Here is a 16070-nt window from a genome sequence, read left to right as displayed (position 1 = left end):
GATAAGGCCAGCCCTGGCTCAAGCGGTAAAGGCCGGGCGTCACCCGTCGAGCAGGGCGCGCAGGCGCAGGGTGTCGTCCACGGTCCAGCCCGGTGGTGGCGCTATCGCGGCCCAGCCGTCGACGGTCTCCGACTTGTAGACGTGGCCGTGCCCGGTCGGCACCTTGTTGGCGAAGAGCAGGTCGCACGAGGTCTGCCAGAACGTGATGCCCGGGTACCAGTGCATGTCCGGCGTGACGTCCGGGCCACGCGGGCCGTCCAGCCACTGCGGTTTCTTCCAGAACAGGTCCCAGCTCCACCAGACGACCGGATCGGTCGCGTTCTGCAGGTAGACGACGCGGGGCCGGTCACGGGTCGGGGCGCGCAACCCGGCCGCGTTCTCGGCGAACGCGATCGGCAGGTCCGGGTAGGCGGGTTCCCAGACCGGGCTGCCGCCGGTGCGGGCCTCGGTGAGCTGCCGATGCACCGGGTTCGCGAACGTCGGTCCGAGCAGCAGCGCGCCGTCCGACCCGGTGACCAGGTCGGCCGCGGAGCCGAAGGTCGCCTCGATGCCGTACGTCCCGAGGCTCTCGCCGAAGAGCAGCAGCTTGGGCCGGTGCGCCTCGGGCATCGCGGCCCAGCGCGCGCGGACCGCCGTGATCAGGGCGGACGCGGTGTCGACCACGTCCGAGCGGTCGCCCCAGAAGGCGATCCAGCTGGGCAGGTACGAGTACTGCATGGAGACGAGGGCGGTGTCGCCGCCGTACATGTATTCCAGGGACCGGGTGACCCGGTTGTCCACCCAGCCGGTGCCGGTGGGGGTGAAGACGGCGATCACCGCCCGGTCGAAGGCGCCGGTCCGATCCATCTCGCGCACCACCAGCGCGGCCCGGTCCTCGACGGTCTCGGCGGAGGTGAGCCCGGCGTAGACCCGGATCGGGTCGAGCACCGGCCGCCCGGCGAACGCGGTGAGCTGCTCGGCCGACGGCGCGCCGGCCACGAACGCCCGGCCCTGCCGGCCCAGCGAGTCCCACGGGACCAGGGACCGCGGGCCGCCGGAGCGCAGCGCGGACGCGGGGATGACGACGCCGTTGCCGGTGCCGCTGTTGACCACCGCGGCGGATCGGTCGGCCATCGTGAACAGTTGCGCCATCACGACGCCGTCCACCGCGCTGTAGCTGAGCAGCGCGACGACCACGGTGCCCGCGCAGTAGGCGGCCCGGTTCGGCACGACCTGACGGAACACCAGGGCGCAGCCGTGCGTGGCGAGCCGCAGGGCGCGCGCGACCAGCAGGATCAGGCCGAAGGTGAGCAGCCCGGCGCCGAGGGTGCGGGCGACGTCGTACTCCTGCGCGGGTGGCATGCCCAGCTGACCGCGCAGCTCGCGTTGCCAGCGGGTGCCGAGCCAGAGGAAGAAGAGGAAGAGCAGGGGTACGAGGGAGAACAGCACCCGCCACGCGATGGTGACCGTCCGCGCGCCGAAGTGCCGGCGCACCCGCACGAGCGCGCCGATCGCGGTGCCCAGCGCGTAACCCATCGCGGCGGTGATGCCGGCCACCACACCCTGCAGGAACCACGCGCGGGGCAGCAGCGACGGGGTGAACGAGAGGCAGAAGAAGACGGCGGCGAACGCGGAGCCGGTGAGGGTCAGTCCGGCCCGGACGATCCGGCGCTGGGCCGGTGCGGCCAGCGGGCTGCTCCGCGCCGATCGCCGGGGCGCGGGGATCCGGGCGCGGAGGGGCGTGAACCAGCCCGGAGGCGACGCGACCACCTGTTGGCGCATGCGGTGCTCCGTTCATCGACGACGCACAGTTGCCCCCTCATCATCGTGGGTCGATGGTCACGAGCGCCGCCCTCTTTTCCCCGACTTCTTCCCTGGCGAAGCCCCTAGGTGGGATTGGTTCAGTCCGCGCCCGGCCTGCCGATGACCATCGGGAGGAGGAACGAATGCGGCTGCGCAACTGGATCGCGGTGGTGGTCAGCGTGTTGTTGCTGGCCGCCGCCGGTGTCGTGGGCTTTCTGGTGAACCGTTCGGCACTGCGGGCGGCGGACGCCGTGCACCGGGCGGACAGCAGCGCGCTCGGCGCGAACAACGGAACGCTCACCGGGCAGCTGCAGGTGAACTCGGCGTCCGAACTGTCCGAGATCCTCGCCGAGCACGTCCTGCACCTGGGCCGGGACAGCGCGGCGGATCGCACCATCCTGGCGGCGGCGGCGCTGAAGAGCACCACGTTCCAGTACGGCCTGCTGACCACCGACCGGGACGGCAATGTACTGACCGCCGGCCGGGCCACCGGTCTGCCGCCGGCCGGGGACCCGGGGTGGGAGCCGATGAAGGCGCAGCTGCGCGCGGGCGGCCCGGCCGGCTTCTCCGACGTGATGACCGTCGACGGGGCGGTCCTCGCCGCGGTGGCCGTGCCGATCACGGCGAACGACTCCGTCCTCGGATACCTGGTCGGGATCAACGAGGTGTCCCGGACGTCGCTGCAGAGCTACCTGGTGCGGCTCTCGTCCGGGGCGCACGAGACGTTCGTCGTGGACCGGACCGGCCGGGTGGGCGCGTCGAGTGACGCCGGCCGGCTCGGCGCCACCCTGGACCCGGCGGTGCGGGCCAGGCTCGGCGCGGACGGCGTGCAGTTCGTCGAGTACCACTCCGGGAAGACCCCGATGATCGCGATCGTCTACGGCGGCCTGACCAGTGACTGGTCGTACGTGCGGACGCAGACCAGGTCGTCCTTCGACGGTGTGGTGCACGACCGCAGCCAGACCCTGAACCTGACGCTGCTCGCCATGCTGCTGATCGGCGTGGCCGGCATCTCGGTGCTCGGGTACCGCACCCAGGTGCAGCGCCGCCGCGCCGACGAGCGGTTCCAGGCGCTCTTCCAGCACGCGCCGGACCTGGTCTCGGTCCTGGACGGCCGTGGCCGGATCGTGTTCAGCAGCCCCAGCGCGTACGCCGTCCTCGGGTTCACCAACGGCGCGCTCACCGGGCGCAGCGTCTTCGACCTGGTCCACCCGGAGGATCAGCCGGAGATGCGGGAGCGGCTCGCCCAGCTGCTCGACGACCCGTCCGGCGTGATCCGGCTCCAGTGCCGGATCCGGTCGGCGGACGACAAGTACCGCTGGTTCGACTTCACCGCCTCCAACCAGATGCACAACCCGGCCCTCGACGGCGTGGTGATCAACGCCCGGGACGTGTCCGAGAACCGGGCGTTCCAGGAGCGGCTGGCGCACGAGGCGCAGCACGACCCGCTCACCGGGCTGCCGAATCGGCGCCGCATGCAGGACGCGCTGGACTCGTCGCTGCGTACCGCCCCGGTCGCGGTGCTCTTCGTGGACCTGGACGGGTTCAAGCCGGTCAACGACGCGTACGGCCACGAGGTCGGCGACGAGTTGCTGCGGCAGGTGGCGGACCGGCTCAGCGCCTGTGTGCGGTCGACCGACGTGCTGAGCCGGGTGGGCGGCGACGAGTTCGTGGTGCTGATGCCGGGCGTGCTGTCGGAGAAGGACGCGACGACCATGAGCGGCCGGATCCGGTACGTCCTGGAACTCCCCTTCCGGATCGGCGGTCAGGAGATCCGGATCGGCGCCAGCGTCGGCCTGCACCTGGCGCCGGCGGCGGAGAACCCGGACGCCGCGCTGCGGGCCGCCGACCACGCGATGTACGCCGTCAAGCACGCCGGTGGCAGCCGCCGCCCCGGTGCCGCGGCGACCGGGCGGGCGGGACGGCACCGCGCGGCGGACTGAACTTAGTGCACACTGTGTGCAAGGAGTTCTTTCCGGCGAACGGTGGTGGCTGCGGTGTCCAAGGTGCTCTCCCGGCGTGATCTCGCGTTTCTGCTCTACGAATGGCTCGATGTGGAGTCGCTGACGGCGCGCGAGCGGTACGCCGACCATTCCCGCGAGACGTTCGATGCGTTCCTGGACGTCTCGCAGCGGATCGCCGAGCGCGACTTCGCACCGCACAACCGGAAGAACGACCTCCACGAGCCGACCTTCGACGGCGAGCGGGTGGAGATCATCCCGGAGGTGGCGAAGGCGCTCAAGGTCTTCGCCGAGTCCGGGCTGATCGCCGGGACCGTCGACGCCGAGCACGGCGGGCTGCAACTGCCGCTTGTCGTGCAGCGGGCCTGCTTCCTCTGGTTCCAGGCCGCCAACACCGGCACCAGCTCGTACGCGATGCTCACCTCGGCCAACGCGCACCTGCTGCTGGCGCACGGCACCCCGGAGCAGATCACCCGATTCGTCCACCCGATGCTGGAGGGCCGGTTCACCGGCACGATGTGCCTGTCCGAGCCGCAGGCCGGATCGTCGCTGTCGGACGTGACCACGAAGGCCGTCCGGGACGGCGAGAACTACCGGATCACCGGCAGCAAGATGTGGATCTCGGCCGGTGACCACGAGCTCAGCGAGAACATCGTGCACCTGGTGCTGGCCCGGGTCGAGGGCGCGCCGGCCGGGGTGAAGGGCCTCTCGCTCTTCATCGTGCCGAAGAAGGACCTGGACACCGGCGAGCGCAACGGTGTCACCCTGGCCGGGCTCAACCACAAGATGGGCTACCGGGGGACCACCAACACGGTGCTCGCCTTCGACGGCGCGACGGGTTACCTGGTGGGGCAGGAGGGCCGGGGCCTGGCGATCATGTTCCACATGATGAACGAGGCCCGCATCGGCATCGGCGCCGGCGCGGTGGCCCTCGGGTACACCGGGTACCTGCACGCCCTCGACTACGCCAAGGAACGCACGCAGGGCCGTCCGGCCGCGGACAAGGACCCCTCGGCCCCGGCGGTGCCGATCATCCGGCACCCGGACGTGCGCCGGATGCTGCTCGCCTCGAAGTCGTACGTCGAGGGCGGCCTGGCCCTGGTCCTCTACGCGGCGAAGCTGGTCGACGAGCCGTCCGAGGAGAACCAGCTGCTCCTCGACGTGCTCACCCCGATCGTCAAGGCCTGGCCGTCGCAGTGGTGCCGGCTCGCCGACGACCACGCCATCCAGGTGCACGGCGGGTACGGCTACACCCGCGAGTACGCGGTCGAGCAGTTCTACCGGGACAATCGGCTCAACTCGATCCACGAGGGCACCGACGGCATCCAGGCGCTCGACCTGCTGGGCCGCAAGGTGACCATGAAGGGCGGCGCGGGACTGGCCCTGCTGCTCGACCGGATCCGGGGCACCGCGTCGGCCGTACCCGAGGATCTCGGGAAGCCGGTGGCGGAGGCTGCCGACCGCCTGGCCCGGACCACGGCGAAGCTGTGGGCCGCCGGTGATCCGGCGAGTGCGCTGGTGAACGCGACGGCCTATCTCGACGCCGCCGGGCACCTGGTGATCGCGTGGCTGTGGCTGGAGCAGTGGCGCGCCGCCGAGGGCAAGGACGGCGACTTCTACGACGGCAAGCGCCTGGCCGCCCGGTACTTCGTCGGCCACGAACTGCCCCGGATCGGGCCGATGCTGGATCTTCTGGACTCGGGTGACACCCTGCTTCTCGACCTTGACGAGGCCTGGCTGGGCTAATGTTCCGAGGATGGCCGGTAAAGCCACCGTCGTCGAAGTCGGTGACCACGACGTCCGCGTCTCCAACCCGGACCGGGTCTACTTCCCGGAGCTCGGCGCCACGAAGCTCGACCTGGTCGAGTACTACCTGGCGGTGAGCGACGGGATCGTCCGGGCGCTGCGGGAGCGGCCCTGCATGCTGCACCGCTTCCCGGACGGCCTGGCCGGGGAGAAGGTGCATCAGAAACGGGTGCCGAACGGCGCGCCGCCCTGGCTGGAGACGGTCCGGGTGAAGTTCCCGCGCTACAACCGGTACGCCGACGAACTCTGCGTGACCAAACCGGCCGACGTGATCTGGGCGGTGCAGATGTCCACCGTGGAGTTCCATCCGTGGAACTCGCGGCGGGCCGACACCGAGCGGCCCGACGAGTGGCGGATCGACCTGGACCCGATGCCGGACTGCCCGTTCGGCACGGTGCGCCGGGTCGCCGGTGTGGTGCGCGAGGTGCTCGACGACCTGGGCATCACCGGCTATCCGAAGACCTCCGGCGGCAAGGGCCTGCACGTCTACGTGCGGATCGAGCCGCGCTGGGGGTTCGCCGAGGTGCGCCGGGCGGCGCTCGCGTTCGCCCGGGAGGTGGAGCGGCGGGCGCCGGACGACGTGACCACCACGTGGTGGCGCAAGGACCGCGACCCGGCGGCGCTGTTCATCGACTACAACCAGAACGCGCGGGACCACACCATCGCCAGTGCGTACTCGGTGCGCGGCGTGCCGGCGGCGACGGTCTCCACCCCGGTGACCTGGGACGAGATCCCCGACGTCGAGCCGGGGGACCTGACCATCCGGACCGTGCCGGCGCGTTTCGCCGCGCTCGGCGACCTGCACGCCACCATCGACGATCACGCGTTTTCGCTGGACACACTGCTGGAGTGGGCCGACCGGGAGGGTTTATCGACTGATCACGATGGGTAGGGCGCCCGCCATGGCCCTCCTATCCGCGTTGGACCGCGAGCACACCGTTGCTCCACCGGGGTACAGCCGCTGGCTCATCCCGCCTGCCGCGCTCTCGGTACACCTCTGCATCGGCCAGGTGTACGCCACAAGCGTCTACAAGAACTCCCTCGTCCAGCACTTCGACACCAGCCAGACCGCGATCGGCGTCATCTTCAGCATCGCGATCGTGATGCTGGGGCTCTCCGCCGCGGTCGGCGGCACCTGGGTGGAGGCGAACGGCCCCCGCAAGGCGATGTTCGTCTCCGCCTCCTTCTGGACCACCGGCTTCCTGGTCGGCGCCCTGGGCATCGCCACCTCGCAGCTCTGGCTGCTCTATCTGGGGTACGGCGTGCTGGGCGGCATCGGGCTCGGCATCGGCTACATCTCACCGGTCTCCACCCTCATCAAGTGGTTCCCGGACCGTCCCGGCCTGGCCACCGGCCTGGCGATCATGGGGTTCGGCGGGGGCGCGCTCGTCGCCGGACCGCTCTCCCGGCAGCTGATGTCGTTCTACGACAGCGGTTACGACCCGAACGTCGCGACCTCGGTGGCCGACGGCGGCGCGCTGACCGCCCTCTTCGTCACCCTCGGCCTCGGCTACTTCGTGATCATGATGTTCGGTGTGGTCAACATTCGGGTGCCGCGGGAGGGGTGGCGGCCGGCGGACTGGGACCCCGCCTCGGTGCGCGAGAAGCCGCTCGTCACGACCGCGCAGATCTCGGCCGCCAACGCCATCCGGACCCGCGCCTTCTGGCTGCTCTGGATCGTGCTGTTCTGCAACGTCACGGCCGGCATCGGTATCCTCGAGCAGGCCAGTCCGATGATCCAGGACTTCTTCCGGGACGGCGGCACCTCGACCGTGGCGGTCACCGCGGCGGCCGGTTTCGTCGGCGTGCTGTCGCTGTTCAACATGGCGGGCCGGTTCGTCTGGTCGTCGACCTCGGACCTGATCGGCCGCAAGCCGATCTACATGATCTACCTGGGCGGCGGCATGGTGCTCTACACCCTGCTGGCCCTCTTCGGCCCGGCCGCGACCGCGCTGTTCGTGCTGCTGGCCGGCGTGATCCTGTCGTTCTACGGCGGCGGGTTCGCGACCATCCCGGCCTACCTGCGTGACCTGTTCGGCACGTACCAGGTGGGCGCGATCCACGGCCGGCTGCTGACCGCGTGGTCCGCCGCCGGGGTGGCCGGTCCGCTGATCATCAACGGGTTCCTGGACGCGCAGGGCAAGCCGGGCACGCTCACCGCTGACGCGTACCGGCCGGCGCTGTTCACCATGGTCGCCCTGCTCGCCGTCGGGTTCGCCGCGAACCTGCTGGTGCGCCCGGTGCCGGAGAAATACCACGAGCCGGCCACGAAGGAGGAGGTCGCGGCATGACCGAGCGAAACGAGCGTGGCTCTTCGGTTCCGGTGGAGGGCAGCCAGAGCATGCGGCTCTTCTTCTCCTGGGCGCTGGTGAGCGTCCTCCTCGGCTACGGCGTCGTGCAGACCGTGATCACGGCGGCGAAGCTGTTCGGCAACTAGCCCCGCCGAGCCCGCCCGGTGGTGCTCTCCCGCACGATCAACCGGTGCGGCGCCCGCAGTTCGAGGCCCGGCGGTGGGGTGCTGCTGGTGATGCGCAGCAGCAGGCGCTCCACCGCCGTGGTCGCGATCCACTCCTTGTCCGGCGAGATCGTGGTGACGCTGGGGTTGGAGTACGCACCGTCCTCGATGTCGTCGTAACCGATCACCGCGACGTCCTCGGGCACCCGCAGGCCGCGCGCGACGATGGTGTGGATGGCGCCGAGCGCGACCAGGTCGCTGTAGCAGAAGACGGCGTCCGGCGGGTCTTCCCGGTCGAGCAGCCGGGCCATCGCCCGGGCGCCGTCGGGCCGGTTGAACCGCGGCGTGCCGATGATCAGGTCCTCGTGCACCGGTAGCCCGCGGGCGGTGTGCGCCTCCCGGAACCCGCGGGTGCGCAGCTGGGCGGCCTCGCCGGTGGCGTACGGCTGGTCGCCTATCGCGGCCACCCGCTGCCGGCCCAGGTCGAGCAGGTGTTCGGTGGCCTGCCGGGAGGCGGCGACGTCGTCGATGCCGACGTGGTCGAAGGTGCCGTCGCTGGTCCGCTCGCCGAGGATGACGAGCGGCAGCGCCGGGTCCCGGTCGGCAAGCGCCTGCTGGTCGAGGCCGAGCGGGCTGAAGATGACGCCGTCGAAGAGCAGCCGGCGCGAGCCGTGGGCGATGAAGCCACGCTCGTGCTCGGGGTCGCCGTCGGTCTGGTCGATGAGCACGTTGTAGCCGCTGATGCGCGCCGCCCGGATCACGCTCTGCAGCAGCTCGGCGAAGTACGGCGTGTCCAGGTACGGCACGACCAGGGCGATCTGACCGGACCGGCCCTGCGCCAGGTTCCGGGCCAGCACGTTCGGCCGGTATCCGAGTTGCTCGACCGCGCGTTGAACGCGCTCCTTGGTCCGGTCGGTGACGTTGGCGTAACCGTTCACGACGTTGGAGACGGTACGGCTTGATACGCCGGCCAGCTCCGCAACGTCACGGAGAGTGACTTCTCGACGCATTGCGCCCCCCCTTTGCCCGCCTCAAGTTTCCGGCAGGTTACCCCTTGCCGTCATTGTGGGGCGCGTGCATGCTGTGTTTTGCAGCGCTGCAAAAGCGTAGCAACAGAGTGTGCCGCAGCAGTAAGGCACTGTTCGACGCGCGACTTTCGGCTTGTCGGCCGACCCCCGGTGTGCCAGCACCGGAGGCCGGCTCCCTGGCCCTGAGCAGGGGCCAGATCTGATCGACTGGATACGCATCTACTTGTCTGTGAGGACCCAGTGAACGTCACCAAACTTAGCGCACGGCGTGCCACGCGGCGATCGGTTGTGGCGGCCGTCGCGGCTACGGCTCTTGCGCTGACCGGTTGCAGCAGCGGTGAGGAGAGCGCGACCCCTGAGAAGCCGAGCGGTCCGGTCACCGTCAAGGTGTGGGCGTGGTACCCGGAGTTCCAAGCCGTGGTGGACCTCTTCAACAAGACCCACACCGATATCAAGATCGAGTGGACCAACGCGGGCACCGGGCAGGACCAGTACACCAAGCTCCAGACCGCGCTGAAGGCCGGCAAGGGTGCGCCCGACGTGGTGCAGCTCGAACTGCAGGAGATTCCCACCTTCCAGCTCACCAAGCACCTCGTCGACCTCGGCAAGTACGGCGCCAACGACGTCAAGGGCGACTACGTCGACTGGGCGTGGAAGCAGGTCAGCTCCGGTGACTCGGTCTACGCCATCCCGGTCGACGCGGGCCCGATGGCGATGCTGTACCGCGAGGACATCTTCAAGGAGTACGGCCTCACCGTCCCGACCACCTGGGACGAGTACCGGCAGCAGGCGGAGAAGCTGAAGACTGCCGCCGGCGGCAAGACCTTCATGACCGACTTCGGCGCCAACGACGGGGGCTTCATGACTGGTCTCTTCTGGCAGGCCGGCGCCAAGCCCTACGCCTACGATGTGGCCGCCCCGGGGAACATCGGCGTGAACGTCAACAGTGCCGAGGCCAAGAAAGTCATCGAGTACTGGGAGGGCATGGTGAACGACGGTCTCGTCGACACCACGGCCTTCCACACCACGGACTTCTACAACGGTCTGGGCGGCGAGAAGTACGCGACCTACCTCGCTGCCGGCTGGGGCCCCGGTTACCTTCAGAACGTCGCCGCCAAGTCGTCCGGCAAGTGGAAAGCCGCTCCGCTGCCGCAGTGGACCGCCGGCGCCAACGCGCAGGGCGACTGGGGTGGCTCCTCGTTCGCGGTGACCGACCAGGCCAAGTACCCGGATGTCGCGGCCAAGGTCGCCATGGAAATCTTCGGTCCGAAGAACACCGACGCCTGGAAGATCGGCATCGACAAGGCGTTCCTCTTCCCGACCGCCACGCCGATCCTGGAGTCGGACACCTTCCTGAAGAAGGAGTACGAGTTCTTCGGCGGGCAGAAGGTCAACGAGGTCTTCGTCCCCGCCTACAACGCGATCGGCGAGCTGGCCTGGAGCCCGTTCAACAGCTACAACTTCAACCAGCTGACCACCGGGCTGAACCAGGCGATCGAAAACAAGACCTCGTGGACTGCGGCGCTGGACACCGCGCAGGCCAACATCACCCAGTACGCCACTCAGCAGGGCTTCAAGGTTCAGTAATGACCGAGCTCCAGACGACGCCCGCGGCCGCTCCGGCGGCTGCGGGCCCCGCACCGGCGGGACGTGTGAAGCGGCGGTCGCTCACCCGCGAGACGTTCACCGGGTGGCTCTTCGTACTGCCGTTCACGGTGCTGCTGGTCGCCTTCCTGCTGCTGCCGATGGCGTACGCGTTCAAGATCAGCCTCTATCGCTCCACGCTCGTCGAGGGTGAGGTCTTCGCCTTCTTCGACAACTACCGGCAGGCGATCGACGACCCGCTGGTCCGTGAGGGTGTGGCCCGGGTCCTCGTCTTCGGCCTGATCCAGACCCCGGTGATGATCGGGATTGCTCTGCTCGCGGCGCTGCTGATCGATGCGGCCACTTCGCGGTTCTCCCGTTTCTTCCGGCTCGCCGCCTTCGTGCCGTACGCGGTGCCGGTGGTCATCGGCACGCTGATGTGGGGCTTCCTCTACAGCGACAGCATCGGCCCGTTCTCCGCGCTGGGCGTCAACTTCGTCGCCGCCGACACGGTGCTGGCGTCGCTCGGCAACATCGTCACCTGGCAGTGGGCCGGCTACAACATGATCGTGCTGTACGCGGCGTTGCAGGGTGTGCCGAAGGAGATCTACGAGTCCGCCCGGATCGACGGGGCCGGAGAGGTTCAGATCGCCCTCCGCATCAAAACACCGATGATCTCCTCGGCGCTGATCCTGGCCACGCTCTTCACCATCATGGGCACGCTTCAGTTCTTCACCGAGCCGCTGATCCTTCAGCCGCTCAACCCGGGCGCCATCACCCAGCACTACACGCCCAACGTGTACGCCTACCAACAGGCGTTCTCGTTCCAGCAGTACAACTACTCGGCGGCGATCTCCTTCCTGCTCGGTGCGGTGGTCTTCGTCGGGTCCTACATCTTCCTGTTCGCCACCCGGAAGAGGAGCGCGCTGCGATGAGCTTGAAGAGAGGCAGCGTCGCCGCCCATGTGGTGATGGCCCTGATGGTCGTCTACTTCCTGCTGCCGTTCTGGTGGCTGCTGGTGGCCTCGACCAAGAGCAACGACAGCCTGTTCGACACGGGCTCGCTCTGGTTCTCCGGGTTCCACCTGACCGAGAACCTCAAGCTGCTGTTCAACCAGGAGAACGGCATCTACCTCACCTGGCTGCGCAACTCGGCCTTCTACGCGGTGGTCAGCGGCGTCGGCGCCACCGCGATCGCGGCGCTGGCCGGCTACGCCTTCGCCAAGCTGCGATTCCCGGGCCGCAACGGTCTGTTCGCGCTCCTCCTCGGTCTGATCATGGTGCCGGCGACGGCACTGGTGCTGCCGACCTACCTGCTGATGTCGCAGGTGAACCTGGTCGACACCATCTGGGCGGTGATCCTGCCGTCGCTGCTCAACCCGTTCGGCGTCTATCTGCTGCGGGTGTACGTGTACGACTCGATTCCGGACGAGATGCTCGAGGCGGCCCGGATCGACGGCGCCGGCGAGTTCCGGATCTTCCGTAGTGTGGCTCTGCCCGCGATGCGGCCGGCCCTGGTCACGGTGCTGCTGTTCAGCATGGTCGCGTCCTGGAACAACTTCTTCCTGCCCCTGGTGATGCTGAGCGACGACCGGCTCTATCCGCTCACCGTCGGGCTGCGGACCTGGTACATGTCCGCGATCATGGGCAACGGCGGAGCGGCCACGTTCAACGTGATCGTGACCGGAGCCCTGATGGCGATCCTTCCCCTGATCCTGGCTTTCCTGATGTTGCAGCGGTACTGGCGCGGTGGCCTGACCATCGGCGCCGTCAAGTAGCCCCGGCATCTCCTCTTCTTCTTTGGTAAAGGGACACCACAATGCTCCATGCACGTGTCGCACTGAATCCGGACTCCGTCGTGGCTCCTGTCAGCCGCCGCACCTTCGGCTCCTTCGTCGAGCACATGGGTCGCTGCGTCTACACCGGGATCTACGAGCCGGGCCATCCGCTCGCCGACGAGGACGGGTTCCGTACCGACGTGCTCGCCCTGACCCGGGAGCTGGGCGTCACGATGGTGCGTTACCCCGGCGGCAACTTCGTCTCCGGGTACCGCTGGGAGGACGGTGTCGGCCCGGCCGACCGGCGACCGCGCCGGCGGGACCTGGCCTGGCGCAGCATCGAGACGAACGAGGTGGGCGTCGACGAGTTCGCCACCTGGGCGGCGAAGGCCGACGTCGAGATCATGTACGCGGTCAACCTCGGCACCCGCGGCGTGCAGGAGGCGCTCGACGTGCACGAGTACCTCAACCATCCGGAGGGCACGCACCTCTCCGAGCTGCGGCGGGCGAACGGCGCGGAGAAGCCCTACGGCGTCAAGATCTGGTGCCTCGGCAACGAGCTGGACGGGCCGTGGCAGACCGGGCACAAGACCCCCGAGGAGTACGGGCTCCTCGCGGCCGCCACGGCACGGGCGCTGCGGTCCGCCGAGCCGGATCTGGAGCTCGTCGCGTGCGGCAGTTCGAGCTCGTCGATGCCGACGTTCGGCGCGTGGGAGTCGACGGTGCTGGAGCACGCGTACGACGTGGTCGACTACGTGTCCTGCCACGCCTACTACGAGGAGCACGACGGCGACCTCGGTTCCTTCCTGGCCAGCGCGGTGGACATGGACCACTTCGTGAACAGCATCGTGGCCACGGCGGACGCGGTCGGTGCCCGGCTGAAGAGCCCCAAGAAGATCAACCTGTCGTTCGACGAGTGGAACGTCTGGTACCTGTCCCGCTTCCAGAACGCCCCGCTGCCCGACGAGTGGAAGGTCGCCCCGCCGGTCATCGAGGACCGGTACTCCGTGGCCGACGCCGTGGTGGTCGGCAACCTGCTGATCTCGCTGCTCCGGCACAGCGACCGGGTCACCGCGGCCTGCCAGGCGCAGCTGGTGAACGTGATCGCCCCGATCATGACCGAGCCGGGTGGCCCGGCCTGGCGGCAGACCATCTTCCACCCGTTCGCCCGGACCGCCGCACTCGCCAAGGGCGACGTGCTGCGCCTGGACATCCAGAGCCCGGTGTACGGGACCGCCCGGCACGGCGACGCCCCGGTGATCGACGCCGTCGCCACGCACGATCGGGCCACCGGCGACGTGGTGGTCCTCGTGGTCAACCGGGACCAGGAGCAGCCGGTCGAGTTCGTCGTGGACCTGAGCGCGTTCGGCACGGACCTGGCGGTGGCGGAGGCGTGCACGCTCACCGACGACGACGTCCGGGCGGTGAACACCAGGGAGGAGCCGGACCGGGTCACGCTGCGGCCACTCGGCGACGTGCCCACCGGGGCGGTGACGGCCGGGGGCGGCACGGTGACGCTGACCCTGCCCCGCGTCTCCTGGTCCGCGGTCCGCCTCACCCGGGCCTGACCACCGGACCGTCCCGGCCGCGCCCGCCTCCGCGTGGTCCGGCCGGGCCGTACCGGCGAAAAGTGTTATCGGCCGGCGCGGAAAACGTCCACCGGATCCGACATTAAAGCGACCTTAAACAGCGCGCATTTGCGGCACGGGCCTTTGAATAATGGCGGTCGTCCCCGACCGTTCCCTTCGAAGGGTGGCACCCCCATGCCCCGCAAACGAAGTCTGATCCTCGCCGCCGCGGCCGCTGCGGCCGCCCTCGGCACTGCCTGGATCGCCCTGCCGGCCTCGGCCGCCGCGCCCACGGCCGCCGTGCGCACGGTCGCCGACTGGGGGAGCGGCTGGCAGAACGAGGTGACGATCAGCAATACCGGCGCGTCCGCGATGACGTCCTGGAAAGTCGAATTCGACCTGCCGGCGGGCTCCTCGATCGGTAGTTTCTGGGATGCCGAGATGACCGCTTCGGGCGCGCACCGGACCTTCACGAACCGGTCCTGGAACGGTGCCGTCCCGGTCGGCGGCACTGCCACCTTCGGGTTCGTCGGCACCGGTGCGCGGCCGGTCGGCTGCAAGCTGAACGGCATCCCGTGCGACGGCGGCACGTCCGCGCCGACCGCGGCACCCACGACCGTCCCGGCGACCGCGCCTGCCACGGCGCCGGCGACCGTGCCCAGCACCGCCCCCTCGGCCACCGCACCGGCCGCGACGAAGCCGGCCGCCACGAAGCCGGCCGATCCGAGCCCGGCGGCCACCGCGACCACGAAGCCCGGCACGGCACCGGCGAAGCCGGTCAAGGTCGACGGCCTGCTGCCGCTGACCATCACCAACGACAGCGGCCGCAGCGAGCCGGTGCACGTCTACGTCCTGGGCACCGACCTGAACACCGGCAAACTGGGCTACGTGGACCGGGCCGGCAAGTTCACGGCCTGGACCGGCGGGGGTCCCGTCCCGGTGCCCGCGCCGGACGTCGCCATCGCCGGGCCGGGCGACGACTCGGCCACCACGATCCAGATCCCGGAGAACCTGTCCGGCCGGATCTACTTCTCGTTCGGCCGCAAGCTGGACTTCCGGCTCGCCGGTGACGGCCTGGTCCAGCCCGCGCCGTGGGCGGGCGGCGACCCGAACCGCGACATCCTCTTCGACTGGAGCGAGTTCACCCTCAACTCGTCGGGTCTTTGGCTGAACAGCTCGCAGGTCGACATGTTCGCGGTGCCGCACGTGGTGAGCGTGACCGGCGCGGACGGCACGACCGCCGAGACCGGTGAGGTGAAGCCGGGCGGCCGGCAGAAGGTGATCGATGCGATCCGGGCGAACCCGGACTTCGCGAAGAGCGTGGTGACCGCGGCCGACGGTACGGTCCTGCGGGTGCTCGCCCCCGGCAAGGCCGCCGACGCCGGCCTGATGAGCCCCTCCTATCTGGACCCGTACATCACGCAGGCGTGGAACGCCTATGCCGGTAAGACGCTGACCGTCACCCCCTTCACCGATCAGCCGGGTGTGAAATACCTGGGCCGGACCGCGGGTGACGTGCTGAGCTTCACCGATACGTCGGGCCGGACCGTCGCCTCCTTCACCAAGCCGTCGACGGCCGCGGTCTGGGGTTGCGACGGTGCACTCGCGGCGCCCAACGACCAGGTGGTCGGCCCGATCGCCCGGACCCTGTGCGCGGCGCTGCAGCGGACCACGCTGGGTCGGCTGGACACCCAGCCGAGCGGGTCGGCGAGCGACTTCTACCAGGGTGAAGTGACAAACGCCTACGCCCGTGAGATTCACCGGAACATGGTCGACGGCAAGGCGTACGCGTTCGCCTTCGACGACGTGCAGAACCAGGAGTCGCTGGTGCACGACGGCGACCCGCAGGCGGCCGGGATCACTCTGAGCGCGTTCTGACGCCGGCGCCCGAGTTCTGCCGGGCGCGCGCGTGGGGTCCACCGTGGCGACGGTGGGCCCCACATCCGCATTGTGGGATGAATCACCCTTCAGTCACGGAACAATCTTGCGGCGGTCGATGCGCTGGTCGCGGCCGTTCCGGGGGGTGTGCGGGCCGGCCGCTGCCGCGCGACACGACCTGATCGAGTTTCCAACGTGGGTCAAGCCCGTTAGCCTCCGCTTAGTTAGGTA

At 69.5% G+C, this 16070-nt stretch carries 12 protein-coding genes; 10 read left to right on the top strand and 2 right to left on the bottom strand.

The features are described from left to right. Window positions 1-39 precede the first annotated feature (39 nt). Window positions 40-1761: an alpha/beta-hydrolase family protein gene (locus tag LPA41_RS07390; RefSeq protein ID WP_229069190.1), complete on the bottom strand. Its 1722-nt coding sequence runs from the start codon at window positions 1759-1761 to the stop codon at window positions 40-42. Between the two features lie 164 nt (window positions 1762-1925). Between LPA41_RS07390 and LPA41_RS07385 the strand changes: the two genes are divergently transcribed. The 5 genes from LPA41_RS07385 to LPA41_RS07365 are packed head-to-tail and all read left to right on the top strand — an operon-like array spanning window position 1926 to window position 7986. After that, the gene (locus LPA41_RS07385; protein WP_229069189.1) at window positions 1926-3725 is read left to right on the top strand and encodes a diguanylate cyclase domain-containing protein; all 1800 of its coding nucleotides are present in this window, start codon (window positions 1926-1928) and stop codon (window positions 3723-3725) included. Between the two features lie 45 nt (window positions 3726-3770). Beyond that, window positions 3771-5489 (top strand): acyl-CoA dehydrogenase, encoded by a 1719-nt coding sequence (locus tag LPA41_RS07380; RefSeq protein WP_229069188.1) that lies wholly within the window; start codon window positions 3771-3773, stop codon window positions 5487-5489. 10 nt (window positions 5490-5499) lie between these two features. Beyond that, on the top strand, window positions 5500-6441 hold the full coding sequence (ligD, locus tag LPA41_RS07375; RefSeq protein WP_229069187.1) for a non-homologous end-joining DNA ligase: 942 nt from the start codon (window positions 5500-5502) through the stop codon (window positions 6439-6441). Between the two features lie 10 nt (window positions 6442-6451). Beyond that, on the top strand, window positions 6452-7840 hold the full coding sequence (locus LPA41_RS07370) for an OFA family MFS transporter (protein ID WP_229069186.1): 1389 nt from the start codon (window positions 6452-6454) through the stop codon (window positions 7838-7840). Beyond that, window positions 7837-7986 carry a hypothetical protein gene (locus LPA41_RS07365; RefSeq protein WP_229069185.1) on the top strand — a complete coding sequence of 50 codons (150 nt, stop codon included), beginning with the start codon at window positions 7837-7839 and terminating at the stop codon, window positions 7984-7986. The genes LPA41_RS07370 and LPA41_RS07365 overlap by 4 nt, the downstream gene beginning before the upstream one ends. Here LPA41_RS07365 and LPA41_RS07360 read toward each other — a convergent pair. Then, complete coding sequence (locus LPA41_RS07360; protein ID WP_229069184.1) at window positions 7983-9014, bottom strand: LacI family DNA-binding transcriptional regulator; 1032 nt, start codon at window positions 9012-9014, stop codon at window positions 7983-7985. The two genes, LPA41_RS07365 and LPA41_RS07360, sit on opposite strands and share 4 nt — an antisense overlap. Window positions 9015-9320: 306 nt before the next feature. Here LPA41_RS07360 and LPA41_RS07355 point away from each other — a divergent pair, with 306 nt between their 5' ends. From LPA41_RS07355 to LPA41_RS07335, 5 genes are all read left to right on the top strand, one after another. Beyond that, window positions 9321-10619 (top strand): extracellular solute-binding protein, encoded by a 1299-nt coding sequence (locus LPA41_RS07355; protein ID WP_229069183.1) that lies wholly within the window; start codon window positions 9321-9323, stop codon window positions 10617-10619. Then, window positions 10619-11551, top strand: coding sequence for a carbohydrate ABC transporter permease (locus tag LPA41_RS07350; RefSeq protein ID WP_229069182.1), 933 nt, complete (start codon window positions 10619-10621; stop codon window positions 11549-11551). Before LPA41_RS07355 ends, LPA41_RS07350 begins: the two co-directional genes overlap by 1 nt. Then, window positions 11548-12393: a carbohydrate ABC transporter permease gene (locus LPA41_RS07345; protein ID WP_229069181.1), complete on the top strand. Its 846-nt coding sequence runs from the start codon at window positions 11548-11550 to the stop codon at window positions 12391-12393. Before LPA41_RS07350 ends, LPA41_RS07345 begins: the two co-directional genes overlap by 4 nt. Window positions 12394-12434: 41 nt before the next feature. After that, the gene (locus tag LPA41_RS07340) at window positions 12435-13961 is read left to right on the top strand and encodes an alpha-N-arabinofuranosidase (protein ID WP_229069180.1); all 1527 of its coding nucleotides are present in this window, start codon (window positions 12435-12437) and stop codon (window positions 13959-13961) included. A gap of 195 nt (window positions 13962-14156) precedes the next feature. After that, window positions 14157-15839 carry a beta-1,3-glucanase family protein gene (locus LPA41_RS07335; protein WP_229069179.1) on the top strand — a complete coding sequence of 561 codons (1683 nt, stop codon included), beginning with the start codon at window positions 14157-14159 and terminating at the stop codon, window positions 15837-15839. Window positions 15840-16070: the final 231 nt, after the last annotated feature.

Origin of the sequence: Actinoplanes sp. DH11, from assembly GCF_020873875.1 — a bacterium.
Classification (GTDB): domain Bacteria; phylum Actinomycetota; class Actinomycetes; order Mycobacteriales; family Micromonosporaceae; genus Actinoplanes.
Note: the sequence above shows the minus strand (reverse complement) of the source record. Positions and strands in the feature narration are given on the sequence as shown.

Excerpts from the sequence above, each read along its gene's own strand:
- LPA41_RS07365 (WP_229069185.1), top strand. The coding sequence starts at position 7,837 with ATGACCGAGCGAAACGAGCGTGGCTCTTCGGTTCCGGTGGAGGGCAGC.
- ligD (WP_229069187.1), top strand. The coding sequence starts at position 5,500 with ATGGCCGGTAAAGCCACCGTCGTCGAAGTCGGTGACCACGACGTCCGC.
- LPA41_RS07340 (WP_229069180.1), top strand. The coding sequence starts at position 12,435 with ATGCTCCATGCACGTGTCGCACTGAATCCGGACTCCGTCGTGGCTCCT.
- LPA41_RS07390 (WP_229069190.1), bottom strand. The coding sequence starts at position 1,761 with ATGCGCCAACAGGTGGTCGCGTCGCCTCCGGGCTGGTTCACGCCCCTC.
- LPA41_RS07350 (WP_229069182.1), top strand. The coding sequence starts at position 10,619 with ATGACCGAGCTCCAGACGACGCCCGCGGCCGCTCCGGCGGCTGCGGGC.
- LPA41_RS07370 (WP_229069186.1), top strand. The coding sequence starts at position 6,452 with ATGGCCCTCCTATCCGCGTTGGACCGCGAGCACACCGTTGCTCCACCG.
- LPA41_RS07360 (WP_229069184.1), bottom strand. The coding sequence starts at position 9,014 with ATGCGTCGAGAAGTCACTCTCCGTGACGTTGCGGAGCTGGCCGGCGTA.
- LPA41_RS07345 (WP_229069181.1), top strand. The coding sequence starts at position 11,548 with ATGAGCTTGAAGAGAGGCAGCGTCGCCGCCCATGTGGTGATGGCCCTG.
- LPA41_RS07385 (WP_229069189.1), top strand. The coding sequence starts at position 1,926 with ATGCGGCTGCGCAACTGGATCGCGGTGGTGGTCAGCGTGTTGTTGCTG.
- LPA41_RS07335 (WP_229069179.1), top strand. The coding sequence starts at position 14,157 with ATGCCCCGCAAACGAAGTCTGATCCTCGCCGCCGCGGCCGCTGCGGCC.